The following is a 24,998-nucleotide window of genomic DNA, read 5'->3' as shown; positions in this document are numbered from 1 at the left end:
AATTACTCACCGTCCATTATTTCATATATTTTTTTCATATCTAAATTTTCTCGCAAAATCTTTGCTAATTTATCATATTCATTATTTTTATACTCTGCAAAACTAAAATTTTCGCTTAATTCATCGACACCTTTTTTCCGTCTAATTGCATTCAACAAATAATTCGTAAATTCTGAATTATCAAAAATTCCATGCAAATATGTTCCAATTATATTATTTTTCACAATTCCTTTTATTTTTTCATCACCAAAAATACATTTTATGCTATCCTCTGACATTTCTTTATTTTCAGAACTTTTTTCTTCTATTGGATAACTGTAACCTTGATGAATCTCGTATCCCTTCACTTTTATTTCACTAATTCCCTCTAAAATTCCACTAGCATTTTTTATTGTATTTTCGTATTGAGTCGTAACTTTTCCTTTTTCCATGACCGTTTCAATTTCTAAAAGTCCTAATCCGCTGATTTCTTTTAGATTTGACTCCATTTCGTGAGGGTCTGAAATTTTTTGTCCAAGCATTTGAAAACCACCACAAATTCCAAAAACAAAGGTTCCTGTTCTAGCTAATCTCACAATTTGTCGGCTAATATCTTTTTCAATTAAATCTTTCATATCTTCAACCGTATTTTTAGATCCAGGAATAATTATCATATCTTCGTCACCTAATTCACTTGCTTTTTCCACATATTTTATCGAAACATCTTCATAATGAGCCAAAGCGTCAATATCTGTAAAATTAGAAACTCTCTTCAACCTAATTACCGAAATTTTTATTTTCGCATCTTTTTTTTGCTTATATTTATCAATTCCAAGGCTATCTTCCTCTTCAATTCCTAGTTTTACATACGGAATTACTCCTAAAACTGGCACGTTCGTAAGATTTTCTATCATTTCGATTCCTGGAGTCAAAAGACTTTTATCCCCTCTAAACTTGTTAATAATCACACCTTTTATACGCTTTCTTTCACTTTCTTCAAGCAACATAATCGTTCCATAAATTGCTGCAAAAACTCCTCCTCGGTCGATATCTGCAACCAAAATAACAGGTGCATCAGCCATTTCAGCCATTCCTGTATTTACAATATCATCTTCCTTCAAATTAATTTCTGCAGGACTTCCTGCTCCTTCCAGTACACAAATATCAAAATTTTTTCTAATATGCTCATAAGCCTTCATAATTTCGCCTTTCAAGTTATGCTTATACGCAAAATATTCTCTTGCATCCATATTTTTAAATATTTTCCCATTCACAATAACTTGAGATTTTCTATCTGTTGTAGGTTTTAACAAAATTGGATTCATAAATGCTTCTGGCTCAATGTTAGCTGCTTCAGCCTGTACCACTTGTGCTCTACCCATTTCTTTTCCATCTTTCGTAATAAACGAATTTAGAGCCATATTTTGTGATTTGAAAGGAGATACGCTAAATCCATCTTGATAAAAAATTCTGCATAACCCTGTATTAATTATACTTTTTCCTACATTTGACCCTGTTCCTAATATCATTATATTTCTGTGTTTTCTATCCATAAATCTTACTCCTATTTTCATTTATCTAAAAAGGTTATAATTATTTTCCTTAAAATAATTATAACCGATAAAAATACTATAAGCAAATAAGTTTTTGAATTTCTTTCTCCTTTATTTTTTTGCATCTTTTAAGGCTTTATCAAGAGGAACAAAATTAAAATCAGAATCTATTGATTTTAAATCGTCCTGTGAGGAAATTACTCCTATCATATTATCTGAGTATTCTCTTGGATCAAAACCAGAATAATCTGCATCTTTTTCTATTGCAAAAACACCATTTTTGTATCCTGGAACTTCGATTTTTATTGATTCATCTGAATCCCTAAAAATTGTGTATCTCTTTTTTAATTTTTCATACATTTTTTCATAAGAATCATTAGTATCAAATTTTTTCAATTCACTTCCAAAATTGCTCAAATAAAATTCTCTTGGAAGATCTACAACTTTATATTCATTGATTATTACATCGTTTGCTCCCCATTTTTCATTGACTTCTGAAACTTTTTTTAGTTCCACATCTTGGATATCACCTAATTTTTCTGCCTTTTCCTTAGTTGAAATAAATTTATCAACTGTTAATTCTGAATCTTTTCCATAAAGTTTTATATCAGATATTCCTGTCATAGCAAGTTCATTTATATGAACTTTTCCATATACTTTTATAAGTCCTCCATCTGCATTTACTTCTTTTAATGTCTGATTTTTTCCATCTAGTACAAGAGTTGCATTTTCAAATACCCATATAGGTGAAGTTATAGCATCTCCATCAATTTCAAGTGTACCTTCCAAAACTTGAGTTGGACCTTTATAATTTAGATTTCCTGTTGTTATAAGCGTACCTGTACCAGCTTTTCTAAGTCCTGTATTATATTTACTTAATTTTTCATAATAATTGTATTCGCTAGGAAGTACAGCTTTTATATTCATATTTTCTATTACACCCTTTTCTTTTCCTTCAGTTGTTATTTTATACTTGTCATAGTTCACAAGAAAATTGTATGTCTTATCATTTGATGGAACGCTTGTCAATCCTCCACCAATATCATTTGACCATTCCCACTTATCATTGTCCTTTACATCTGCATAAAAATAGACATTTCCTTTTTTGTCAAAAATTTTATCATATCTTCCTGTAAAAAATTTTTCTTCTTCAATTAATCCTGCATTGAAACTTGATGGACCTTTTAAGGCTTTTTCAATATCTACGGCTCCCCATCCAGCTATGTTACTAAGTTCATCTTTAGGTCTATATGCTGTTGTTAAGAGAACTTGTTTTATTTGCATATAATTCATATTTGGAAATTTTTCTTGAATGAGTGACGCATAACCTCCTACTTTTGGAGTTGCATACGAACTTCCGTGAGAATATTTATTTACTGCTTTTATTTCACCATTACTAATTACAGCTGCCGCTCTATTATACAATGCAAAATTTGCCATTTCTCCTTTTGAAGCTGCAAAATTACAAGTATACGAATCTTCGTTATAATTACTTTCTCTTTTATCATTTTTAGCTATCCTCTTAGGAACTTCAAATTCCCATTCAAATCCTCCATCATCTCTACAGATATACTCACCTACAAATATCTTGTCACTTCTTATTAATTTTTGTGCCTCACTTCCAAAACTTGGAAATATCATCGTTTCTGTTGTAGGTACTACAATATCTCCTATTTTAGTACCACTCGTATTATGAAATTTATAATCACCTTCATCCTCTGAATTATCAAGAGCTGTAATAAAAAGATTTCTATTATCAGTATTATCAGTAAACACTCGTCTAGAACCATTTCTTCCAAGTAATACTTCATTTATCACATTTCCAAAATAAATTCCATCGCCACTTAAATAACTTCTCCCACCATAAACTCCAAATTTTGAATTTACTATTATTCCACTCCACCATCTAGGATTAGTAAATGATGACATTATATAGTATCTATCCTTATTTCTAAAAAACCAATCTTCTCCCACTGCATTTTTAAAGCTTTTTATCATTTTTGAAGTATGAGCATCATCTATTTCTTTTGTAGGTTTATTACTTGCATAAACATTTATATTTGAAAGTCCTGTTATAGCTTTCAAATCCTGTACTCCATAGCCAAGATCAGAAAATTGAATGTAGCTACTTTCATCCATCTTTTCGTGTTTCTCTTTTTTATATTTTATATACTTTGCATCTTTTTCTAAACTATCTGTTTTTTCCTTTGTCATTTTTAGACTTGCACTCAAACTGTTTAAACTTAAAAATAATGTTAACAATATTAATGTTTCTTTCATTTTTTCTCCAATATATAATTTTTTTAATGAACAATTATATCATAAAAAAAGGCTCTATTCAATTAAATAGAGTCCCTTTTTCGTTATTTTCCCATTCTAACAAAACTTTTCGATGGATTTTTAGTGTTACTATATTACTTATCTTTTTAAAAATCAAAATAATTACTTCTACTACTTTATTTTTATTGATATCCCTGAAACTACAAAATACACTTCATCTGCCTTTTCAGCAACCATTTGATTCATTTTGCCAGCAATTTCACGAAAATATCGTCCAAGTGGGTATGCAGGGACTATTCCCATTCCTAGCTCATTTGATACAACTACTACATTTTCAAAATTTTTTGCAGTTTTCAATAATTCTAGAACTTCTTTTTCTACGGCTTTATCGCATTGCTCCAATTGATTTTTTTTAGGATTATCCCAATCAATTTCCATATTTTCAAAAATAATATTGCTTACCATATTCGTCAAACAATCTACAAGCATATTATTATTTTCTACTGAAAAATCTTTCAAACTTTCCGAAATATTTTTATAACTTTCTACTATAATCCACTTATTTTGTCGTCTAGCCTTGTGTAAATCAACTTTTGTCTGCATTTCCTCATCATAAACAATGGAAGTTGCAAGATATATATTTTTCTGATTACCATTATTCATAGATAACAACAAATCTTCTGCAAACTTGCTTTTTCCACTCTTTGCTCCACCCGTAACATAAATTAATGCCATTATTTCCCCCTTTCTTTACTCGAAAAAAGAACAAAAATATTTTTAATATTCGTATTTATTACTGTAACCTCTCGGAGTTATCATTTTTCCATCTTTAATGAATGTATTTGCATTTCCAATTATTACGATTGTAAGCATATTAATTTCATGATTTAGCATTTCATCTAAAGTCGTTACAACGTGTTCTTCGTCTTCTCTTCCTGCATTTCTAACGATTGCAACTGGTGTTGTTTTTGGTTTATATTTTAACATAATTTCTCTTGCTTCTTCAATTTGAGTCACTCTTCCACGACTTTTTGGATTATAGATACTCACAACGAAGTCTCCTTGTGCTGCTAATTCCAATCTTTTTTTAATCAATTCCCAGTCAGTTAATAAATTACTCAAGCTAATTGTCACATAGTCGTGCATTACTGGTGCTCCAACTATTGCTGCTGCTGCATTTGTTGCTGTTACTCCTGGTATGATTTCCACTTCTACTTCTCCATCAGCAATTTCCAACATGATTCCAGCCATACCATAAACTCCTGCATCTCCACTACTTATCAACGCCACATTTTTCCCCTCTTTAGCCAATTTCAAAACGTTAATACATCTATCAACTTCTTTTGTCATTTGAGAATTTTTCATTTCTTTTCCTGGGTAATATTCTTTTATTAAATCCATATATGTTTTATAACCAATTATAATATCACTTTTTTCCATTGCTTCGTATGCTCTAAATGTCATATCTGCTTTTTTTCCTGGTCCTATACCTACTACGTAAATTTTTCCTGTTTTATTCATCGGGTTCCTCCTGAAATTTTATTTTGTTTAATCTTATTACATTTTTATTATCTTGTCAATTTTTTTTCTTGAAAAGTTCAAGCTCTACTCTCAAACTTAATTTTTATTTCAAAATTTTTAACACTTCTTTTTTCTAGTGACATAATTACTAAAAATTTTCCATAATTTTACTATAAAAATAGAGTAAAACTCACAAGTTTACTCTATTTTTTAACAAATCAACTCTCTACAAACTAGAAAGTATTTCTCCATTTCTTAAATTTGCTCTCATTTTTTGAATTTTTTCGTCCATTTTATCTAATTCTTTTAAAATTTCTTTTTCTTCTAGCGTTGTTTCGATTATTTTAGCAATTCCACCATTTTTTATGATTACTCTTTTGTTTGCAATTAGAGCTAATGTTGGATCGTGAGTCGCCATTAAGACTATTTTATCTGCAGAAACCAATAATTCTAATGCTTTTTTTCTATCAATTCCAGCGTTTTCAATTTCATCAATTAAAACGATTGGAGATGAACTTAAAATTGCTGTATCAGCGATCATTAATGCTCTTGATTGTCCTCCACTTAAGGCTGTAATTGCTGTATCTAGGTTAAACTTTTCTCCTGCTAATTTATTTGCTTCTAAAATTATTTTTTCTGTTACAGCTTCCACATCTTCAACCATACGGCTTTTAGCATGTAATTCCAAAAATTCTTTAACCGACAAATCCATAACAAAATTCATATTTTGCGATAATTGAGCAACTAATTTATTATTTGATGAAAATCTCCATTTTTTGTCAGGAGATTCGTTATTTATTAAAATTTCTCTTTGGGTTGGCGTATCTTTTTGTGCCGTCCATTCGATGTCAGCTAATAATCTTGATTTTCCTGAACCTGTTGGTCCTACGATTGAAATTATTTCTGATTTATGAATATCTAATCTTCCAAATCCTTCTGGATTTCCTGTTTTGTCTTGTCCAGCCAAAATTGTAAGCGTTTCAACACCTGTTTCTTCTTCCATTCCCAAAAACAATTTCATTTGCTCAACATATTCAATTAACGAAATCTCAATATTTTCCACATCAAGTGCCATGTCTTCTTTTTGCTCTTCTGTAAACATTTTCAAAAACTTACTAAAAGTTTCGTTTTCATATCCTTCAATAATTATATTATTTTCAACGAAAAAATTTTCAGCAAACGGATATTTTTCTATTAATTCTTTCATCGAAAGTTTATCCACTAAATTTCTATTCATTCGCACCACCTAAATTCATTTTTCTAACATTTCCCATTTGGTATTTTTCACCAATTCTTGTTTCACCTAAGCAATACGAACAAAGTGCTGAAGGCATTGGAAATCTAAGTTTTTTCCCTTGAACTGTTTCAATTTCTTTTTCTTTTTCATACAACAATGTGCTCAATTCATAAGCTCCTTGTCCTGTCAAACCATTCACATGCATTGTTACAGCTGTCGGATTTACTGAATTAACTCTCGACGCAAATACTTCTCTTTCTGCTTGAGAAACGATGTCCCCTTTTGTGATGATGACAATATCAGCTGATTTTAACATTGGACCAATTTTTTTAGGCGTATTAATTCCTGATAAATTATCAATTACACAAACTCCTTTTATATCTTTAATATATGGCGAACAACGATTACACAATCCCGCTGATTCTGTAATTAAAACCGATAATCCCAAACTTCTTCCCCATTGCACAACTTCCTCGATATTCGATACGAAAAAATGATCTGGACACAAAGCTCCTGAAATCCCTTTTTTCACTGGAATCCCTGCTTTTTCATACAATTTGTCATCATCTGTGTACAAGCAATCAAATTTTACTACACCAACTGACATTCCTTGTTTTTTTAATGCATCGACCGTTTTCAAGATAACACTTGTTTTTCCTGAAGATGGCGGTCCTGAAAATATAACTAAATTCATTTTTCTCTCCTTAATTTTTTCATTTTCATCATTTTAATTTTTAATAAAATTTCTATCTTATATATTTTTCCACAGCCTTATTAAATTCATCTTCTCCTTCTCTAATTATTTTCCCAATATCATGACTGTGAATATAATCCCATCCAATCCACTTAAATCCTTGTTCTGGCGTTAAATGATTATCTGTTTTTGGATTCGTTGAAGGAAATTTCCCACTTGCTGAAAATAATTCTCCAATTTTTTCTGATACAAAGAAATCCATAAATGGTTTTATTTTATCCATTTTATCTTTTTTCGTAATCATAAATATCGGACTTAGTAATGCTCCATCTTTTGGCCAAACTGCTTCTAAATCTTTTGCTCCATTTAACATTTGTGTAAAGAAATATGGAATAATACTGACTGCTGGAGCTTCTGGCGTTCTACCTTTAGCTTTTACCATTTGAGCTGGATGTAAATTTTTCTTGTATGATCTTGCTAATTTATAAATCCCATCCATACCGTAATCTTTGTAGATAGTTGCTATTAACGCATTAAATAAATCCAAATCATTCATTGGTAACGCAACTGAGTTTTCCAACTCTTCACTCAAAATATCATCCCACGTTTCTGGAACTTTTCTATCTCCTAAAACCGCTTTATTTATCAAAAATACTGCTGGAACAACTCCCATAATCGCATATTTTTTTTGAGGATCTCTCAAATCAATCTTTTCATTACAAAAATCTTTATTAATTTCATCAAAATACGTTTCAAATATACCTTTTTTCATGTATTGACCCATCAATTCCTCATCAAAAAATAACTCGTATCCAGCTGATAGTAACACATCTGGCACTTTGTCAGGATCTCCAGTTTTTACTTTTTCCACAACATCATCCAATCCTAAATTTGCCGATTTCAATTCATAAGTAATTTTGTAATCATTTTTCTTGTTGCTATCTTCAACCCACTCTTTTATCCCTTCAAGCAAAGGTATTCTTATTGGACAAGGCAAAACTCCCTCAATTGTAATATCTCCAGTTCCATCCGCTTTCACTTCCTCAAGCGAAATATCAATATCACTATCCTTTTGCAAAAATGTCACTAATTTTTCCTCAAATAAATCTGGATTTATTTTTTTTGCCTTCAATGCCATCTCTAGCTTAATCGTTTTTCCCATTATATTCAACATTTGTTTATTCTTCAATTGCTCAAAACCGTTAGAAATAAAGAAATCTAACGCTTCTGGATATCTATCCATAATATCAAACAGCGTATCTGTCATTTTAAAAAATTTATTTTCCATTATTTAAATTTTCCTTTCTATAAAAATAATTATTTAGTTTTTCAAATTATTATATCACAATAACAGTTCTAAAGATGTTACAATTGTTACAAATTTCAAATTTTTTTAAAAAAATATTGTGATTATCAAAATCAAAAAAAATTTTGAAAAAATAAAAAAGTATGGTAAAATAAGTTCGTGGTAAAAATTCCTACCACTATCAAAAATAAAGAAAATCTACTCAAAGTCAATAAAAATGAGGATTAGGAGTTACGGAAAATGCTAAAAAAACAGCATAAAATGATAAAAATTAATCAAAAAAATACGATTTTAATGTCTGAAAAAATCTCTGTAGCACCTATAAATAAAGGATTTTCTTGAAAGTACGTGTTAAAGAAGTGAATCCATTAAAACAAGGATTGAGACTTTTAACAAAATCAATATAAAGTTCAATTTCTTTTTCGTTAAAGAAGTGAATCCATTAAAACAAGGATTGAGACCTGGCGTTCCCAGCACCCAAATTTCTAAAAGTATTGGTTAAAGAAGTGAATCCATTAAAACAAGGATTGAGACTGACGCTTTTATTTAAAACCTCTACATTTTCACGAGCGGTTAAAGAAGTGAATCCATTAAAACAAGGATTGAGACCGTATTGTATCCCATTTTATTCATCCTCCTTGGATGTTAAAGAAGTGAATCCATTAAAACAAGGATTGAGACGTACACGTCGAAGTGACAGATGGTAAAATATTTCGATAGGTTAAAGAAGTGAATCCATTAAAACAAGGATTGAGACTCTTGTAGAAAATTCTCTGATAAGCCTAGTGGTGAAAGTGTTAAAGAAGTGAATCCATTAAAACAAGGATTGAGACCTGGAGTTAATTTTTCGATATTATTAAAGATGTACCAATGTTAAAGAAGTGAATCCATTAAAACAAGGATTGAGACAACCATCATATCTTGCACTGCCTTTGTCTTTTCGATAGGGTTAAAGAAGTGAATCCATTAAAACAAGGATTGAGACGTTGTCTAATATTGTTTGTACAGCTGATTGAATTACAGGTTAAAGAAGTGAATCCATTAAAACAAGGATTGAGACATTTTTCTTCTTCTACAATTTCTATTTGTGGAGTAATATGTTAAAGAAGTGAATCCATTAAAACAAGGATTGAGACTTGATACCCCATATGAACATCCTTGAATTCTTTAGGAAGTAAGAATAGTGAATCCATTAAAACAAGGATTGAAACATTGAGTCAACTATTAATTTATTAATTTGGGTGTGTAAAAATTTTTGTGTAAACCTCTAAATAATATATGGTAAAATAACTATATAATATTTGGAGGTTTTTGTTATGGCTAAAAAGAAAATTGACAACGAAATTTTTAAAACATTGATTGAGGATTACAATATTAAAGATACTAATGATATTAAGGATATGCTTAAGGATTTTCTTTTGGGTACTATTCAAACTATGCTTGAAGCTGAAATTGAGCATGAACTGGGATATGCTAAACATTCTCTTAGGGAATGGCAGTCTAGACAGCTTGAGGATGTATATCCAATAGTTTTTATGGACGCTATCCATTACAGTGTAAGAAAAGATGGAGTTGTTGTTAAAAAGGCGGTATATTTAGCTATAGGAATAGATAAGGAAGAAAGGAGGTTTTAGGATTTTGGATAGGAGAAAATGAATCAAGCAAGTACTGGCTAAATGTTTTAAATGAATTGAAAAACAGAGGGGTTCAGGATATACTAATTATGTCTGTTGACAATTTAAAAGGGTTCAGCGAAGCAATATCTTCAGTGTTTCCAAAGACAGAAATTCAAAAATGTGTGGTTCAACAAATTAGAAATAGCATAAGATATATTTCTTACAAAGATGCAAGGGAATTTACATCAGACTTAAAAGAAATGTATAATGCACCAACACTGGAACAGGCAGAGTTTAAACTGGATGAATTAGAAGAAAAATGGGGTAAAAAGTATATGGCAGTAATTAATTCCTGGAGAAGTAACTGGAATGAGTTGACAACATACTTTAAATATGATACAAAGATAAGAAAGCTGATTTTTACTATACTTTTTGAATATCAGCATACTGCGGCTTCATTTGTTGTAAAGACTTACGGTATTTAAAAAGCTACCGTGTATAATCTTGTCAATTCTTTTGAAATGCCAAAACTTAATATTGAAAGTTTTGAAAAGGATGATGATTCACTAGTATATATGGAAATTGATGAAGATCATATGAAATGTAGAAGAAGCAGAAATACATATATGAGGATGGTTGCTATACATCGTGGAATTGAGAAGCTCTGCAAGAACAGGAACAAGCTCATTGACAAGCATATGGCTTGAGAAAGATAATTTTACAGAACTTGAAAACTTTTAAGGAAAAAGAAAATGTAAGTCAGAGAAGAAAAGATCAAATGAAGATGCTGCACTTTCTTTGCAAACTACGGCAAGGATAGGGACAAGGCTCACAAACTGTATTTTAATGGGTCAAGAGCGGATACAATGGAAAAAGTAATAGAAACAAATTGTTTGGCAGATATTATTATCGAAGCAGGAAAAAGGACAAATATTCCATATTTAAGAGGAGGAGAAAGCTTGATAAGGGAAGTTCTGAAGGAAATATCACAAAGCAGAATGATTTAAAAAAGACAGCTAAAAATATTTTATTATGTTATTTTGGCTGCCCCTATATTTTTTACTCTGTCAATTTTCTTGAAAAACTTGTTATTCACAAAATTTCCAGGTATAATAAAGTAAAGAGGTGATTTTATGAAAAATGAAAAAAAGAAAGTTATCGAATGGATAAAAAAATATTTTGAAGAAAATGGAAAAAACTGTAAGGCAGTTGTAGGAATTTCAGGAGGAACAGATTCTTCAGTTGTGACAGCACTTTGTGTGGCAGCTCTGGGACGGGAAAATGTGATAGGAGTTCTTATGCCAAAAGGTGTGCAGCATGATATTGATTATTCCAAAAAACTGGTTGAGTTTTTGAAAATAAAGCATTATGAAGTGAATGTGGAAAAGCCTGTGAATGACTTAAAGAAATTAATTTCGCAGCAAATGGGAGTAAATCCAGATGAGTTTGACACCTATAAGACTAATCAGCCTGCTAGAATACGGATGGCTGTGCTTTATGGGATTTCTGCCATTATTGGCGGGAGAGTGGCTAATACTTGTAATTTGTCAGAAGATTTTGTGGGGTATTCGACAAAATTTGGAGATGCTGCGGGGGATTTTTCTCCAATTTCTGATTTTACAAAAACCGAAGTGCGCAAACTTGGTGTTGAACTTGGACTTCCTGAAATGTTTTTGAAAAAAGTGCCTGAAGATGGAATGAGCGGGAAATCTGATGAGGAAAAATTGGGATTTAGCTACGAAGTTTTGGATGAATATATTAGAACGGGAAATATTTTGGATTTAAGAATAAAAGAAAAAATAGACTATTTACACAAAATAAATTTACACAAAATTTTACCTATGCCATCGTATAAAAAAGGAGAAAAATAAAATGAAACTAAAGCCAATTATAACATCGCTGCTTGATACAGATCTTTACAAATTTAATATGAATCAGGTAATTTTTCACAAACATACTGATTTAGTCGGAGAATATCACTTTAAATGTCGTACTCCAAATATTTTTTTTACAAAAGAAATGGTTACGGAAATAAACGATCAAATTGACTATTTGTGCAGTTTACGGTTTAAAAATGAAGAATTAAACTACTTGCGTTCGATAAGATTCATAAAGCCAGACTATGTCGAGTTTTTAAGACTTTGGCATCCGATTAAGGATTATGTGACTACGGTGCTTGAAAATGGAGAACTTAGAGTTATTGTCTCTGGACCACTTTTTAGTGCAATGCAGTTTGAGATTTACTTGCTTGAAATTATTAACGAAGTGTATTTTAGAATGAAGTTTAATTATGATGAATTGCTTGTTTCTGCAAAAGAAAAATTAGAAAAAAAGATTTTGGATTTTAAAAATAAAAAATATAACTTTAAATTTGCCGAATTTGGCTGCAGAAGACGGCTTTCAAGAGAATGGCAGGAAGAAGTAGTGAAAAAATTATCCAGCGAAACTCAAAATATGGCAGGAACTTCCAATGTATTTTTGGCAATGAAATACAATTTAGTGCCAATCGGAACTTATGCACACGAGTATGTCCAAATGTATCAGGGAATCGACTCAATACCGCTATCTTACACAAATCATTACGCATTAAAAGACTGGTATGACGAATACAAGGGAGATAACGGAACAGCACTTACCGACACAATAACGACAGACTTATTTTTAAGAGATTTTGACAGAAGCATGGTAAATAACTACACAGGAGTGCGGCATGATTCAGGTGATCCATATATCTGGGCTGAAAAAATATTGAATCACTATCAAAAATATGGAATAGATACAAAGACAAAGACACTTTTGTTCAGCGATTCACTAAATTTTGATGAAGCAGAAAAAATTTATCAGACATTTAAAGATAAAGTAAAAATTTCTTTTGGAATCGGAACATTTGTAACTAATGATACGAAAGAAAAGCCACTGAATATTGTAATAAAACTTCAGTATGTAAATGGCAGACCAGTTGCTAAATTGAGTGATGTGGAAGGAAAAGTCATGTGTGATGATGAAAAATATTTAAAATATTTGAAGGCATCAGTAAAATTTAGGCTGGAGCGGGAAAAAGAATATTGAAATTTTATATTTAATTTATAAAAAAATGGAGAAATTTTAATGAAAAAATATAAGACAGGCTTGGTTCTGGGAAGATTCCAGACATTTCATAAAGGACATGAATACATTATAAATAAAGCTCTTGAGATATGTGACAAAGTTTTGGTATTTATCGGTTCTAGTGATAAATCTGGAACAATTGAAAATCCTTTTTCCTATGAACTAAGAGAAAAATTGATAAAAAAAATTTATGGGAATGAAATCGTGGAAAATAAATTGATAATTTCTCCACTCGCTGACTTGGGTGCTGGAAATGTTACAAAATGGGGGGATTATTTATTTTGTGAAGCGGGAAAAATTTTTGGAAAAGTTGACTGTATCGTATATGGTGAGGAATCTAAATGTAAGAGCTGGTTTAGTGAAAGAATAAAAAAATCTGTAAATTTTATTGTAATTTCTAGAGAGGACATAAAAATAAATGCTTCAACTCTGAGAGAATATATGAGAAAAAATGATTTTGAAAAATGGAAGGAATTTGTTAATAAAAAAAATTGGGGAGAATTTGAAGAAATGAGGAAAATTTTGATTGAAATATAAAAAAATTATTCATAAAATTAATGAAAGTTTTTTTCCTTGCTAAATAGTATTAAATGAAATATGAGATTATTTTTTTGTATCAATTTTTATCTTTGTAATAAAAAAACTGGCTCATCCTTTTGAAACGAGCTAGTTTTTTTATTTGACAGCTTAATATCTTTCATTTATAATTTATAGTGAAAGATTCTGTTTTTTTATAAAATAATAGTTACTTTGTCACATCTTTAATTTTATATAAAATTATTTTACAGAAGCTTCATAAATTTCTTTAATAGCTTTTGCCAAATCTTTATCAAATTCATCATCACTTTGTTGTGCCGACAATCCTTCAGTTAATGCTCTTGAGAAACTTGCAATAACTCCTTTATTTTTAGCAAGAATCTCGTTTGCTTTTTCTCTTGGGTAACCTCCTGATAATGCAACAACTCTAACAACTCTTGGATGTTCTGTCAAATCTTCGTAAAAGTTTTCAACTGTAGGCAAAGTTACTTTCAACATTACATTTGAAGTTTCAGGTAATTTATCAAGATGTTTTTTGATTTCATTTTTCAAAATTGTTTCACATTCTGCCTTATCAACATTATGAATATCTACTTCTGGCTCAATAATTGGAACAAGTCCGGCTGCAATAATTTTATCTGCAACTTCAAATTGCTGATCTGTAACTTTTGCAATTCCTGTTTGTGATGCCTTTTTTATAACAGAACGCATTTTTGTTCCAAAAATATGTCTTTCATTAGCTCGGCTCAAAAGTTCATCTAATCCTGGAATTGGCTTCATTAATTGAACTCCATCTTCCAATTCTTCAAGTCCTTTATCAACTTTTAAGAAAGGCAATACTCCTTTTTCCTCCCATAAAAAGTCAGCTGTATATTTATCGTCAATTTTTCTATCCATAGTTTGCTCAAATAAAATAGCACCTACAATTTCTTTATCACTAAAAGCAGGACTTTTTATGATTCTTGTTCTCATTTTATGAATTAAGTCAAACATTTCTGTATCATTAGAATACTCGCTTTCGTCAATTCCATACAATTTCAGTGCTTTTGGAGTACTTCCACCACTTTGATCCAATGCGGCAATAAATCCTTTACCATTTCTCATTCTTTCTAATCTTTCTTTCATCGCAAATTCCTCCCAAATTAAAATAATTTGATTTACAAAACTTTTATCTCTATCTTTATAATATCACTTTTAAAAAAAAGTCAAGAATAAATATCAATTTGACAGAGTAAAAAATATAGGGGCAAATAAATTTAATAAAATTTTTAATTAACAAAAAAGAGGAAACCAGTTACAATATAATCACCCAATCCTATTGAAAGGTGGTTTCCTCTATGATTAGAATATCAGATTTTTACTATACTTTTTGAATATCAGCATACTGCGGCTTCATTTGTTGCAAAGACTTACGGTATTTCAAAAGCTACCGTGTATAATCTTGTCAATTATTTTGAAATGCCAAAACTTAATAAGGAAAAAGAAAATGTAAGCCAGAGAAGAAAAGATCAAATGAAGATGCTACATTTTCTTTGCAAACTACGGCAAGGAGAGGAGAAAGTTTGATAAGGGAAGTTCTGAAGGAAATATCACAAAGCAGAATGATTAAAAAAAGACAGCTAAAAATATTTTATTATGTTATTTTGGCTGCCTCTATATTTTTTACTCTGTCAAAATATTTTACTTATTTGACTTTTTTTTTTATATAGAATATAATAAGAGGAAATATGTACTCATCAATAAAAATAAAAGAAAGGAGATAATTATGTTTGAAAAATTTAATTTCATACATCCACCGAAAATCATAAATAAATTGTTTTTTAATATAATCAATCAGATTTTAAATAAATATAATTTTAATGATTTTTTCAATAAAAAATTTGTAAATCTCCAAAATATTTCTTTTATTTATAATAAAAATAAAAATATTATTCTTAATAAAAATGATACTTTTTTGAAACTTTTAGATAAACATATTTCTGAAGCAAAGTTAGATTTATCAATTTTTGAATCAATTGATATCAATAATCTAATTAAAAAATTTGAGAAATTATGTTCAAATTCGTTTATATCATTTATGACGAATGAAATAAGAAATAAATTTATTGAGAATTTTAAAAAAATTCTTTCTAAGTCTAAATTTTCTTATTTTTTCTCGAATCTTTCATTGAATTACACTTCGATTAATCTTAATACTAAAATTAGTCGAGCTCCTCCATTTATATTATTTTTATAATTTAAAAATATAATATTTAGGAGGAAAAAATGAAAGAACTTAAAGGAATTAAAATTGGAAAACATTTTATTGAAAAACCTATTATACAAGGTGGAATGGGTGTTGGAATTAGCTGGGACCAATTAGCTGGAAATGTATCAAAAAATGGTGGATTAGGTACAATTAGTGCAATTTGTACTGGATACTACCAAAATATGAGATTTGTAAAAAAAGAAATTAACGGAAGACCGTTTGGGACAGAAAATGCGTATAATCGTGAAGCACTTTTTGAAATTTTTAAAAATGCTAGAAAAATTTGTGGTGACAAACCGTTGGCTTGTAATATTTTGAGAGCGATTAATGATTATGAAAGAGTTGTAAAAGATGCATTGGAAGCAGGTGCTAATATTATTGTTACTGGTGCAGGATTGCCTTTAGAACTTCCTGTTCTTACGAAAGATTATCCTGATGTAGCAATTGTACCTATTGTTTCATCGGCTAGAGCTTTAAAAATCATTTGTAAAAAATGGAAAGCTGCTGGAAAAATGCCTGGTGCAGTAATTGTAGAAGGTCCAAAAAGTGGAGGTCACCAAGGTGCTAAATATGACGAATTATTTGCTCCTGAACACCAATTAGAAGCTATTTTACCTGCAGTTAAAGAAGAAAGAGATAAATGGGGAGATTTTCCAATTATCGCAGCTGGTGGAATTTGGGACCATGATGATATTCAAAAAATTATGGAATTAGGTGCTGATGCTGTTCAAATGGGAACTAGATTTATTGGAACTCATGAATGTGACGCTAGTGAAAATTTCAAGAAAACTTTAATAAATGCTAAAGAAGAGGACATTGTAATTGTTAGTTCGCCAGTTGGTTATCCAGGAAGAGCTGTTAAAACTAACTTAATTGAAAATTTGGAACCAAATAATAATAAAATTCAATGTATTAGTAATTGTGTATTCCCATGTGGACGTGGAAAAGGTGCTAGAGCTGTCGGATACTGTATCGCTGATAGTCTTGGAGATGCTCAAATGGGTAAACTTCAAACTGGACTTTTCTTTTCGGGAGCTAACGGATACAAATTGAAAGAGATTGTACATGTAAAAGATTTAATTGATGAATTAATGACTGGTGAGAAAAAATAATTTTTCAAAATTATGAAAAGATAAATTTCTCATTCTAGAATATGTAGTAAAACTACTTTAAAATCAAACTTAAAAGTTATACTTGTTTACTCGAAATATAAAGTTATGTATTTGATTTTAAATAAATTCGAGTAATAAAAATTATAAATTAAAAGTTCGATAAAACTGAAAAATATAAATTTATTTCAGCAATATCGAACTTTTTTATTTTTATTCATCTTCGTCTTCATCATCTTTTTTTTCATCTTCTGAAACATACACATATTCTGGTTGTTTGTTGAAATATTTAATTCCTATTATTCCAATAATTACCATTATTATGCTTATTAAATAAGGGGCTCTAATTCCAAAAATATGCAAATCTTCAGCTCTAAATGTACTTACAAATGTTCTAATTATTGCATACATTATCAAATATATCATCGTCAAAACACCTGGATTTTTCTCTTTTTTTCTAAAATAGAACCAAAGTATGATAAATCCTATTAAATTTAAAAATCCTTCATATAACATCGCCGGATGTAAAGGATAATTTGGAAATTCCACACCAGCTGGAGTATCTAACGGGAAAACCAATCCCCACGGTACCAATGGTTTGAATTTTGCTTGTGCTTCTAAACTCATTGATTGATATGCATTCCACCATTGACTAAATTTCCCTGAAAAAATTACGCTTAATGGTGTAAAAGTTGGCACTCCATGAACTTCCCCATTTGCCAAATTTCCAAATCTACCAAGAAACTGACCAAACATCAAAGCTCCAACTCCCATATCTGTCAATACCCATAAATTTAATTTACTTTTTTTAGCATAAATACAAGCTCCTATAAAGGCTCCTATAATTCCACCATGAATTGCAAGTCCACCTTCCCAAACTTTAAAAATTGAAATCGGATTACTTGCATAATCTGAAAATCTAAGAATTACATAATATAATCTCGCTCCAATTAATCCTGAAACAATAGCTGTAAAAGCAAAATCTTCAACTATTTTTCTACTTCTAACTCCTCTTTTTTCTGCAACATCATCAGCAAGACAAATAAAAATCCCAATAAGAAAAGCTAGAATATACATTAAACTGTATATTCTTAGCTCAAACCCTCCTACTTTAAATAAATACGGTTTCATTTAATTATTTTTTCTCCTATCCTAATTGTTTTTTCAATTCCTCCTCAAATACAACGAAGAATTCTTCCAATTGTTCTTTCGAAATTTCACCTAAAATTCCAACTCTCATAAGACTTGTAGCATATTTTCCTTTTCCACCTGTTACAGTGTAACCTCTTTCTTCTAAAGCTGAAATTATTGTTTTAATAACAACTCCTTCTCTGTAAATAGATACTAAAGTATTTGTTCTATTTTCTTCTTCTTTTACAAGTAATTCAAACCCTAAGTTTTTAGCTTTTTCTTCAATGAATTTTCTCAATTCATATTTTTCTTTAATAATATTGTCAATTCCTTTATTAACAACATCTTCTACTGATTTATGTAAAGCTAAAATTAATGAAATTGCTGGAGTGTAAGGTGTTTCTCCATTCATTTCTTCAAAATATTTTTCATATTGTTGAATGCTGAAATAATATTTCGGTAAATCTGATCTTTCCATAGCTTTTTTAGCTTTATCACTTACAGCTACAAATGCCAATCCTGGTGGTATTAAGAATGCTTTTTGGCTTCCTGCAATCGCAACGTCTACTCCCCAATTATCAAAATCAAACTCATTTACAACAAGTCCACTTATTGTATCAACAACTAATAAAACATCTGTATTTTTAGTCAAATCTCCTAATGCTTTAATGTTATTCAAGATTCCAACTGAAGTTTCACTATGAGTAGCTAAAATCCCTTTTACATCACTATTTTCAGCCAATGCTTTTTTTACATCTTCTAATTTATAGCTTTCTCCAAATTCATATTCCAAATTAATTACTTCTAATCCATAAATTTCAGCAATTTTTCTAAATCTATCTCCAAAATATCCAGTGTTTACAACAATAACTTTATCCCCTTTTGAAAAGAAGTTAACTACAGCTGCTTCCATAACACCTGTTCCTGAAGAAGTCACTACTGAAACGTCATTTTTTGTTTTGAAAACTTTTTTCAAATTTTCGTTAGTTTCTCTCAAAACTTTTCTAAATGCTGGTGTTCTGTGGTGTATTATATCCTTTCCTAAAATTTCTAAATATCTTTCTGGGATATTAGTTGGTCCCGGTGTTAATAATAATTTTGAACTCATAATTTATCCTCCTAAAATTTTTTTCTTTTTATAATTCTTTTGTCAATTTATCATATTCCAACAATTTTGTTAATACATTTTCGATTTCGTCTAATTTTAACATATTTGGTCCATCTGATAATGCTTCTTGTGGATTTGGATGAACTTCAGCAAATACTCCGTCTACTCCTACTGACAATGCTGCCCTCGCTAACGGATACACATAAGCACTGTTTCCACCTGATGTCTCACCTTGTCCTCCTGGTATTTGTACAGAGTGAGTTGCATCAAAAACTACTGGATATCCAAATTTACGCATTTCTAGCAATCCTCTCATATCTACAACTAAATTATTGTATCCAAATGTCGCTCCTCTTTCACAAAGCATAATGTTTTCATTTCCAATTTCTTGGAATTTTTTCACAACATTTTTCATATCCCACGGCGCTAAAAATTGTCCTTTTTTCACATTTATTGCTTTTCCAGTTTCTCCTGCAGCAACTAATAAATCAGTTTGTCTACACAAAAAAGCTGGTATTTGTAATAAATCTATAACTTTAGCTGCTTCTTTACATTGCCAAGGTTCGTGAATATCCGTTGCCAAAGCTAAATCGTATTTTTCTTTAACTCTAGATAAAATTTCCAAACCTTTTTCAAGCCCAGGCCCTCTAAACGAAGAGATTGATGACCTGTTAGCCTTATCAAAAGATGCTTTGAAAATATATTGTATTCCTAATTTATCAGTTATTTCTTTCATTTTTCCAGCTACTTCTATTACTAAATCTTCTGATTCAATAACACAAGGTCCTGCTATCAAAAACATTTTATCATTACCAACAGTAATTTTATCAGTAATTTTAACCTTTTTTACATTATCAATTAGCATAATTTTTTCCTTTCCAAAAAAATTTTTCTGTTTCTATTATCTTAGCAAATATATAGAAAAAAATCAACAATATACTATTTATTTTTTAAAATTAAATTAGATTAAATATTTTTAGTAAATAAATCCACCCAGTTAGTGTAAATACGCTCATAATCGTAGTAAACATCACAACACCAGCTGATACAGCACCATGATGACCTTCACTTTTTGCCATCGTATAACTTGTTACTGTAGAAGCTCCTCCTAGCATTACTAAAGCTGCTATTAATTTATCAGTTCTAAAACCTAAGATTATTGCCACAGGAAGAAATATCGCCACAAAAATTGCTAATTTAAAAGTTGAGGCTGCTAATGTTGGTTTTATTTGTAAAAATACTTCTTTTAAATTAAATGATGCTCCCAATGCAAGCAATCCTAGAGGACTCGCTAGTCCAGCCATGCTCGCAATTGTTTTTTTCATAATAAATGGTTGCGGAATTCTAAATAGCGACCACAATATTCCAACTAAAATTCCTAAAATTATTGGATTTTTCATTATTCCTTTTAAGGTTTTTACAATCCGTGTTTTATCTAATTTTTGATTATTGCCTGGTTTCATTAGCATTAAGACAATTACTGAAGTTATATTATAAAGTGGAACGGCTCCGATTATCATTAGAGAAACAGCTCCTGATTTTCCATAAATATTTTGAATGTACACCGAACCTAACAATGCTGCACTACTCCTAAATCCACCTTGAATAAATTCACCTCTAATATCTTTATCCTTCAATAATTTTGAAGAAATCATCATTATAATTATCGAAAAAAATGTTGCTAAAAAACAAAATAATACAAATTTCCCATCCCAAACTTCGATAAAATTTGAAACTGATAAATCTCTAAAAAGTAAAATTGGCAATGAAATTTTAAATACAAAATTGTTTAATTTATTTGCAAAATTTTCATCAATTGCTCCTATTTTATTAAAAATAAATCCTAATGCCATTAGTAAAAACACAGGCATTGTAGCATTTAAACTAAAAATAAAGTCTTTCACCCATCATCCCCTTTCATTCGTTAACAAAAATAAATTATATTCTTAGTATATCATATTTTCCTTGAATTTTAAATTTTTTAAATGATTTTTTATATCAAATATTTTAAAAAATATAACTATTTCTTCACAACTTTTTTTGAAGTTTTTTCTGGAATTTTAGTTGCCTCTTTTAATTTTTTCTTTTTAGCCTCTTCTTCTAGTCTTAATTTTTCATCTTCTGCTGCAAACACACTTTGAGTTCTATAACCAATTTCGTATCCTTTATTTTCAGTCCATTCCACTTTACTTGCCTCTCTCTGAACTTGAATATCTTGTTTTGTCATTTCATCTTCAGTTTTAATCTTAAAATACATTAAAGGACAAACTCTATTCATAAGCCCTTTTCCTCTCATCTCAAAAGCTACTTCAAAATGCAAATGTGGATCTCTCGCTTTATTAGCATTTCCAGTCACACCTGTTTTTCCAATAACTTGACCAGCTTTCACCGTATCTCCCAATTTCACAAAGACCTTACTCATGTGAGCATATCTTATATACTTCGGCTTTGCCATAAAATTATAATTTGTTCCAAAAAGTTTTTCTCCAAATGATTCTTTTGGCTTATAATCACTCCTTTTTAATTTTTCAAGATCATTAGGATTCACTTCCAAATATAAATTCAATCCATATCCATTTTTATCAGCATACAAATCCACAATTTTACCATCTAAAACTGCAAAAACATCTGTCCCAGGCTTAGCAAAAATATCCACACCTTGATGTGGTCGGGTTCCACCTCTACGAACCATTCCAAATTTCGCCATATTCGGCTTTTCTTCCCCACCATAATTAAAATATGTTATCTTAGGATCTTTTACTGGATTAATCCGATTTATTGCATCTTCACTGTTAAATGCATCATTCATTTTAGGACTTTTATGAAGAAATAATAAAACTGCTAAAATTAAAACCACTACTACAAAAATTCCCAAAATTATTTTATTTTTAGAACTTGATTTTTCTTCATCTTCAAATTTAAAATTATTATTTTCCATATTTTATATACATTAAAACCTTTCTCTTATTAATCTTCCAATCATTTTTAATTTAATGAATTACGCAAAATTTGATTTTTATTTCAAAATTTTGTCAATAACTCCTCCACCTAAACATTCTTCACCTTTATACGCAACCACGATTTGCCCTAACGTAACCGCCTTTTGTGGCTCATCAAAAATCACTTCATATTCTCCATTTCCCAAATCATTAATTGTAGCTTTCGTATCTGCTTGTCTATATCTAAATTTAACAGTACATTCTAAAGGAAAAGAAACATCACCAGGATTAATAAAATTAAAGTCTGTCGCAACCAAACCTTTTGAGTAAAGCAACGAATTATCTCCTTGTGTTACAATCAACTGATTTTTCTCTAAATCTTTATCCACAACAAACCATGGCTCTCCAGTACCTTCCTTCGTATTTCCAATTCCAATACCTTTCCTTTGTCCAATAGTGTAATACATTAATCCGTGATGTTTTCCTAAAACTTTTCCTTGAATATTTACAATGTCTCCACCTTTTGCAGGTAAATATTTTGACAAAAATTCATTAAAATTTCTCTCTCCAATAAAACAAATTCCTGTACTATCTTTCTTTTTAGCCGTAGCCAAGTTATATTTTTCTGCAATTTCCCTAATTTTTGGCTTTTCATAATCCCCAATTGGAAATAGCACTTTTTCCAACTGCTCTTGATTTAACTGACATAAAAAATATGTTTGATCCTTATTATTATCAACTCCACGAAGCATTGTCGATTTTATCTTACCATTTTCATCTTCTTCATGAACCACTCTCGCATAATGCCCCGTCGCCACATAATCTGCACCAATTTTCATCGCATAATCCAAGAATGCTCTAAATTTAATCTCTTTATTACACATTACATCAGGGTTTGGCGTTCTTCCCTTTTTATATTCATTTAAAAAATAAGTAAATACTTTATCCCAATACTCTTTTACAAAATTCACTGAATAATAGGGAATTTCCAATTGTTCAGCCACTGCAATTACATCTTTGTAATCTTCCTCAGCCATACAAACTCCATTTTCATCCTTTTCTTCCCAGTTTTTCATAAACACACCAATTACTTCATATCCTTGCTCTTTCAAAAGGATTGCTGCCACAGAAGAATCAACTCCTCCAGACATTCCTAATACAACTTTTTTCTTTTTCATTTTCTTTTCCTTTCTTTCTCAAAAATAATTATTTTGAATAACTTACGGTAAAGTTGTAAGAATTCTTTTTATTTTACCTTTTCATTTGCAGTTTTCCACATTTCCCACAAAATATTTTTAGTAAAATAATTTAAAAAAACATTTTCATATTTTCTTAAATTATTCTACTAAATTCTGAATAATTTCTATAAAAATTTAATACCTTTTTTCTTATTTCTTATTGACAATATTTTATTTTAATTATAAAATTAATAATATATATTATTAAAAAATACGAGGTATATAAATGAATGAAAATATAAATATAAAACAAAAAAGTTTTATAATCAATGAGAGTTCAAAACTCTTTTATTACAAGGGTTACAACAACACTAACCTAACGGATATTTTTGAAAGTTGTAATATTACAAACGATACTTTTTTTAAAAATTTTTCTTCAAAAAATGAACTCTTAATCGATGTTATAAAATTTCATACAAATAATTTAATTGGATTTTTCAATAAAGTCGTTAACGATTTATCTATCGAAAAATTGAAAGAATTTTTTGAAAAATATTTTGAAACTATCGAGCAAAATCGTTTTCACGGTGGGAGTCCTTTAGGAAATTTTGTTTTAGAACTTTCTGATATCAACGAGGACGCAAGAAAAGAACTTAATAAATCTTACAAAAAACTTGAATTACGAATTTCATTTTTTCTTACAACTTTAAAATATTCTTCGAATCAGTACGAACATATTGATACTGAAACTTATTCGAGATTATTAATTTCATTACTTGAAGGTACGATGCTTCGGTTAAAACTAGAAAAAAATAATCTTGCTACAAAAGATTTTCTTGAATTTTTTGATAATATTTTTTCAAAAACGCAAGAAAAAATTGAAGAAACTTCTACTGAAGACATCTCAAATAATTCTTCTTCAAAAGATTCTGAATCATCTGAATTATCAGAACAAAATGAAAATGAATCTGCTAAATTTCAGTTATCTTCAAAAAATGATTCTTCGCAAAATCATGGTTTCTTAAATCATGAATTTGGAAGTAGTGTTTCGTATTATTCAGACTTAGATAAAGTCAAGGTTTCTAACATTGTACATTCTACTGAAAATGATAATTCTCAAAAAGAAATCTCTTCAGAAAATTTTTCAAATGAAACAAATGAAAAAGTCGAAAATGATAATCATTCAATCGAAACGATAGAAGATATTGCTAGTGAGTATAAACCAATTTTTACAGATGACGACGATCAATTAGAAGATGAACTTGACTCAAAACAAGATTTAAAAATTTCAGATGATTCTTTAGAAGATCCTAGTAAAAATTCTACTGAAAACTCTGAACATACCGATGAAAACTACAATTTTGAAACTGATGAAAATTCAGCTTTAAAAAAAGATAGCTAAAATTATTCAAAAATAATAATAAAATTTTTGAGGGGTTTGAGTTCCCCTCATT

The 24,998-nt window shown here is 29.8% G+C and carries 19 protein-coding genes, 3 pseudogenes and 1 CRISPR repeat array; of the genes and pseudogenes, 8 read left to right on the top strand and 14 right to left on the bottom strand.

Translation table 11 applies throughout. The features are described from left to right. Nucleotides 1-2: 2 nt before the first annotated feature. The 7 genes from J4863_RS01990 to J4863_RS01960 form a co-directional block, all read right to left on the bottom strand. Nucleotides 3-1,532 (bottom strand): cobyric acid synthase, encoded by a 1,530-nt coding sequence (locus J4863_RS01990; protein ID WP_211618821.1) that lies wholly within the window; start codon nt 1,530-1,532, stop codon nt 3-5. 111 nt (nt 1,533-1,643) lie between these two features. Then, nucleotides 1,644-3,812 (bottom strand): S8 family serine peptidase, encoded by a 2,169-nt coding sequence (locus J4863_RS01985; protein ID WP_211618820.1) that lies wholly within the window; start codon nt 3,810-3,812, stop codon nt 1,644-1,646. Between the two features lie 171 nt (nt 3,813-3,983). Beyond that, nucleotides 3,984-4,547: a bifunctional adenosylcobinamide kinase/adenosylcobinamide-phosphate guanylyltransferase gene (gene cobU, locus J4863_RS01980; RefSeq protein WP_211618819.1), complete on the bottom strand. Its 564-nt coding sequence runs from the start codon at nt 4,545-4,547 to the stop codon at nt 3,984-3,986. Between the two features lie 42 nt (nt 4,548-4,589). After that, complete coding sequence (cobJ, locus tag J4863_RS01975) at nt 4,590-5,333, bottom strand: precorrin-3B C(17)-methyltransferase (protein ID WP_211618818.1); 744 nt, start codon at nt 5,331-5,333, stop codon at nt 4,590-4,592. A gap of 226 nt (nt 5,334-5,559) precedes the next feature. Beyond that, nucleotides 5,560-6,354, bottom strand: a complete 795-nt coding sequence (locus J4863_RS01970) for an ATP-binding cassette domain-containing protein (protein WP_211619279.1) — start codon at nt 6,352-6,354, stop codon at nt 5,560-5,562. A 208-nt stretch (nt 6,355-6,562) separates the two neighbouring features. Continuing rightward, entirely contained in the window at nt 6,563-7,264 is a 702-nt protein-coding gene (locus J4863_RS01965; RefSeq protein ID WP_094079138.1) for a GTP-binding protein, read from the bottom strand. A gap of 52 nt (nt 7,265-7,316) precedes the next feature. After that, nucleotides 7,317-8,552: an ABC transporter substrate-binding protein gene (locus J4863_RS01960; RefSeq protein WP_211618817.1), complete on the bottom strand. Its 1,236-nt coding sequence runs from the start codon at nt 8,550-8,552 to the stop codon at nt 7,317-7,319. Nucleotides 8,553-8,920: 368 nt separating this feature from the next. After that, nucleotides 8,921-9,781: a CRISPR direct-repeat array (repeat unit 37 nt; unit sequence GTTAAAGAAGTGAATCCATTAAAACAAGGATTGAGAC). 105 nt (nt 9,782-9,886) lie between these two features. Between J4863_RS01960 and J4863_RS09530 the strand changes: the two are divergent. The 5 genes and pseudogenes from J4863_RS09530 to J4863_RS01930 all read left to right on the top strand — a co-directional run. Further along, nucleotides 9,887-10,551: pseudogene (locus J4863_RS09530) on the top strand (transposase); the annotation flags it as partial. Nucleotides 10,552-10,575: 24 nt separating this feature from the next. After that, a pseudogene (locus J4863_RS09410) lies at nt 10,576-11,193 on the top strand (ISLre2 family transposase); the annotation flags it as partial. 126 nt (nt 11,194-11,319) lie between these two features. Then, nucleotides 11,320-12,057, top strand: a complete 738-nt coding sequence (gene nadE / locus J4863_RS01940) for an NAD(+) synthase (RefSeq protein WP_211618814.1) — start codon at nt 11,320-11,322, stop codon at nt 12,055-12,057. A 1-nt stretch (nt 12,058) separates the two neighbouring features. Then, nucleotides 12,059-13,255, top strand: a complete 1,197-nt coding sequence (pncB, locus tag J4863_RS01935; protein WP_211618813.1) for a nicotinate phosphoribosyltransferase — start codon at nt 12,059-12,061, stop codon at nt 13,253-13,255. 39 nt (nt 13,256-13,294) lie between these two features. Beyond that, complete coding sequence (locus tag J4863_RS01930; RefSeq protein WP_211618812.1) at nt 13,295-13,831, top strand: adenylyltransferase/cytidyltransferase family protein; 537 nt, start codon at nt 13,295-13,297, stop codon at nt 13,829-13,831. Between the two features lie 240 nt (nt 13,832-14,071). Here J4863_RS01930 and J4863_RS01925 read toward each other — a convergent pair whose 3' ends face one another. After that, nucleotides 14,072-14,956: a fructose bisphosphate aldolase gene (locus tag J4863_RS01925; RefSeq protein ID WP_211618811.1), complete on the bottom strand. Its 885-nt coding sequence runs from the start codon at nt 14,954-14,956 to the stop codon at nt 14,072-14,074. Nucleotides 14,957-15,175: 219 nt separating this feature from the next. On the opposite strand from J4863_RS01925, the pseudogene J4863_RS09405 reads away from it, so the two are divergent. Together J4863_RS09405 and J4863_RS01920 are read left to right on the top strand one after the other, a co-directional pair. Beyond that, nucleotides 15,176-15,313, top strand: a pseudogene (locus J4863_RS09405) (ISLre2 family transposase); the annotation flags it as partial. A gap of 783 nt (nt 15,314-16,096) precedes the next feature. Beyond that, nucleotides 16,097-17,191 (top strand): nitronate monooxygenase, encoded by a 1,095-nt coding sequence (locus J4863_RS01920; RefSeq protein ID WP_211618810.1) that lies wholly within the window; start codon nt 16,097-16,099, stop codon nt 17,189-17,191. A 210-nt stretch (nt 17,192-17,401) separates the two neighbouring features. On the opposite strand, the gene lgt is transcribed toward J4863_RS01920, so the two are convergent. The 6 genes from lgt to mnmA all read right to left on the bottom strand — a co-directional run bounded on the left by lgt (nt 17,402) and on the right by mnmA (nt 23,544). Continuing rightward, nucleotides 17,402-18,319 carry a prolipoprotein diacylglyceryl transferase gene (lgt, locus tag J4863_RS01915; RefSeq protein WP_211618809.1) on the bottom strand — a complete coding sequence of 306 codons (918 nt, stop codon included), beginning with the start codon at nt 18,317-18,319 and terminating at the stop codon, nt 17,402-17,404. A gap of 16 nt (nt 18,320-18,335) precedes the next feature. After that, nucleotides 18,336-19,427: an alanine--glyoxylate aminotransferase family protein gene (locus tag J4863_RS01910; protein WP_211618808.1), complete on the bottom strand. Its 1,092-nt coding sequence runs from the start codon at nt 19,425-19,427 to the stop codon at nt 18,336-18,338. Nucleotides 19,428-19,455: 28 nt separating this feature from the next. Next, nucleotides 19,456-20,292 carry a 3-deoxy-8-phosphooctulonate synthase gene (kdsA, locus tag J4863_RS01905; protein ID WP_211618807.1) on the bottom strand — a complete coding sequence of 279 codons (837 nt, stop codon included), beginning with the start codon at nt 20,290-20,292 and terminating at the stop codon, nt 19,456-19,458. A 91-nt stretch (nt 20,293-20,383) separates the two neighbouring features. After that, nucleotides 20,384-21,331: an AEC family transporter gene (locus J4863_RS01900; protein ID WP_211618806.1), complete on the bottom strand. Its 948-nt coding sequence runs from the start codon at nt 21,329-21,331 to the stop codon at nt 20,384-20,386. Between the two features lie 116 nt (nt 21,332-21,447). After that, nucleotides 21,448-22,365 carry a M23 family metallopeptidase gene (locus tag J4863_RS09500; RefSeq protein WP_211618805.1) on the bottom strand — a complete coding sequence of 306 codons (918 nt, stop codon included), beginning with the start codon at nt 22,363-22,365 and terminating at the stop codon, nt 21,448-21,450. Nucleotides 22,366-22,443: 78 nt separating this feature from the next. Then, nucleotides 22,444-23,544 (bottom strand): tRNA 2-thiouridine(34) synthase MnmA, encoded by a 1,101-nt coding sequence (gene mnmA, locus J4863_RS01890; protein WP_211618804.1) that lies wholly within the window; start codon nt 23,542-23,544, stop codon nt 22,444-22,446. 286 nt (nt 23,545-23,830) lie between these two features. Between mnmA and J4863_RS01885 the strand changes: the two genes are divergently transcribed. Then, nucleotides 23,831-24,946: a TetR/AcrR family transcriptional regulator gene (locus J4863_RS01885; RefSeq protein ID WP_211618803.1), complete on the top strand. Its 1,116-nt coding sequence runs from the start codon at nt 23,831-23,833 to the stop codon at nt 24,944-24,946. Nucleotides 24,947-24,998 lie beyond the last annotated feature (52 nt).

Origin of the sequence: Leptotrichia sp. oral taxon 221 (genome assembly GCF_018128245.1) — a bacterium.
GTDB lineage: Bacteria > Fusobacteriota > Fusobacteriia > Fusobacteriales > Leptotrichiaceae > JABCPH02.
Note: the sequence above shows the minus strand (reverse complement) of the source record. Positions and strands in the feature narration are given on the sequence as shown.

What these genes read in the sequence shown, in the direction of transcription:
- J4863_RS01990 (WP_211618821.1), bottom strand. Translation starts at nt 1,532, where the DNA reads ATGGATAGAAAACACAGAAATATAATGATATTAGGAACAGGGTCAAAT.
- J4863_RS01985 (WP_211618820.1), bottom strand. Translation starts at nt 3,812, where the DNA reads ATGAAAGAAACATTAATATTGTTAACATTATTTTTAAGTTTAAACAGT.
- cobU (WP_211618819.1), bottom strand. Translation starts at nt 4,547, where the DNA reads ATGGCATTAATTTATGTTACGGGTGGAGCAAAGAGTGGAAAAAGCAAG.
- cobJ (WP_211618818.1), bottom strand. Translation starts at nt 5,333, where the DNA reads ATGAATAAAACAGGAAAAATTTACGTAGTAGGTATAGGACCAGGAAAA.
- J4863_RS01970 (WP_211619279.1), bottom strand. Translation starts at nt 6,354, where the DNA reads ATGAAATTGTTTTTGGGAATGGAAGAAGAAACAGGTGTTGAAACGCTT.
- J4863_RS01965 (WP_094079138.1), bottom strand. Translation starts at nt 7,264, where the DNA reads ATGAATTTAGTTATATTTTCAGGACCGCCATCTTCAGGAAAAACAAGT.
- J4863_RS01960 (WP_211618817.1), bottom strand. Translation starts at nt 8,552, where the DNA reads ATGGAAAATAAATTTTTTAAAATGACAGATACGCTGTTTGATATTATG.
- nadE (WP_211618814.1), top strand. Translation starts at nt 11,320, where the DNA reads ATGAAAAATGAAAAAAAGAAAGTTATCGAATGGATAAAAAAATATTTT.
- pncB (WP_211618813.1), top strand. Translation starts at nt 12,059, where the DNA reads ATGAAACTAAAGCCAATTATAACATCGCTGCTTGATACAGATCTTTAC.
- J4863_RS01930 (WP_211618812.1), top strand. Translation starts at nt 13,295, where the DNA reads ATGAAAAAATATAAGACAGGCTTGGTTCTGGGAAGATTCCAGACATTT.
- J4863_RS01925 (WP_211618811.1), bottom strand. Translation starts at nt 14,956, where the DNA reads ATGAAAGAAAGATTAGAAAGAATGAGAAATGGTAAAGGATTTATTGCC.
- J4863_RS01920 (WP_211618810.1), top strand. Translation starts at nt 16,097, where the DNA reads ATGAAAGAACTTAAAGGAATTAAAATTGGAAAACATTTTATTGAAAAA.
- lgt (WP_211618809.1), bottom strand. Translation starts at nt 18,319, where the DNA reads ATGAAACCGTATTTATTTAAAGTAGGAGGGTTTGAGCTAAGAATATAC.
- J4863_RS01910 (WP_211618808.1), bottom strand. Translation starts at nt 19,427, where the DNA reads ATGAGTTCAAAATTATTATTAACACCGGGACCAACTAATATCCCAGAA.
- kdsA (WP_211618807.1), bottom strand. Translation starts at nt 20,292, where the DNA reads ATGCTAATTGATAATGTAAAAAAGGTTAAAATTACTGATAAAATTACT.
- J4863_RS09500 (WP_211618805.1), bottom strand. Translation starts at nt 22,365, where the DNA reads ATGGAAAATAATAATTTTAAATTTGAAGATGAAGAAAAATCAAGTTCT.
- mnmA (WP_211618804.1), bottom strand. Translation starts at nt 23,544, where the DNA reads ATGAAAAAGAAAAAAGTTGTATTAGGAATGTCTGGAGGAGTTGATTCT.
- J4863_RS01885 (WP_211618803.1), top strand. Translation starts at nt 23,831, where the DNA reads ATGAATGAAAATATAAATATAAAACAAAAAAGTTTTATAATCAATGAG.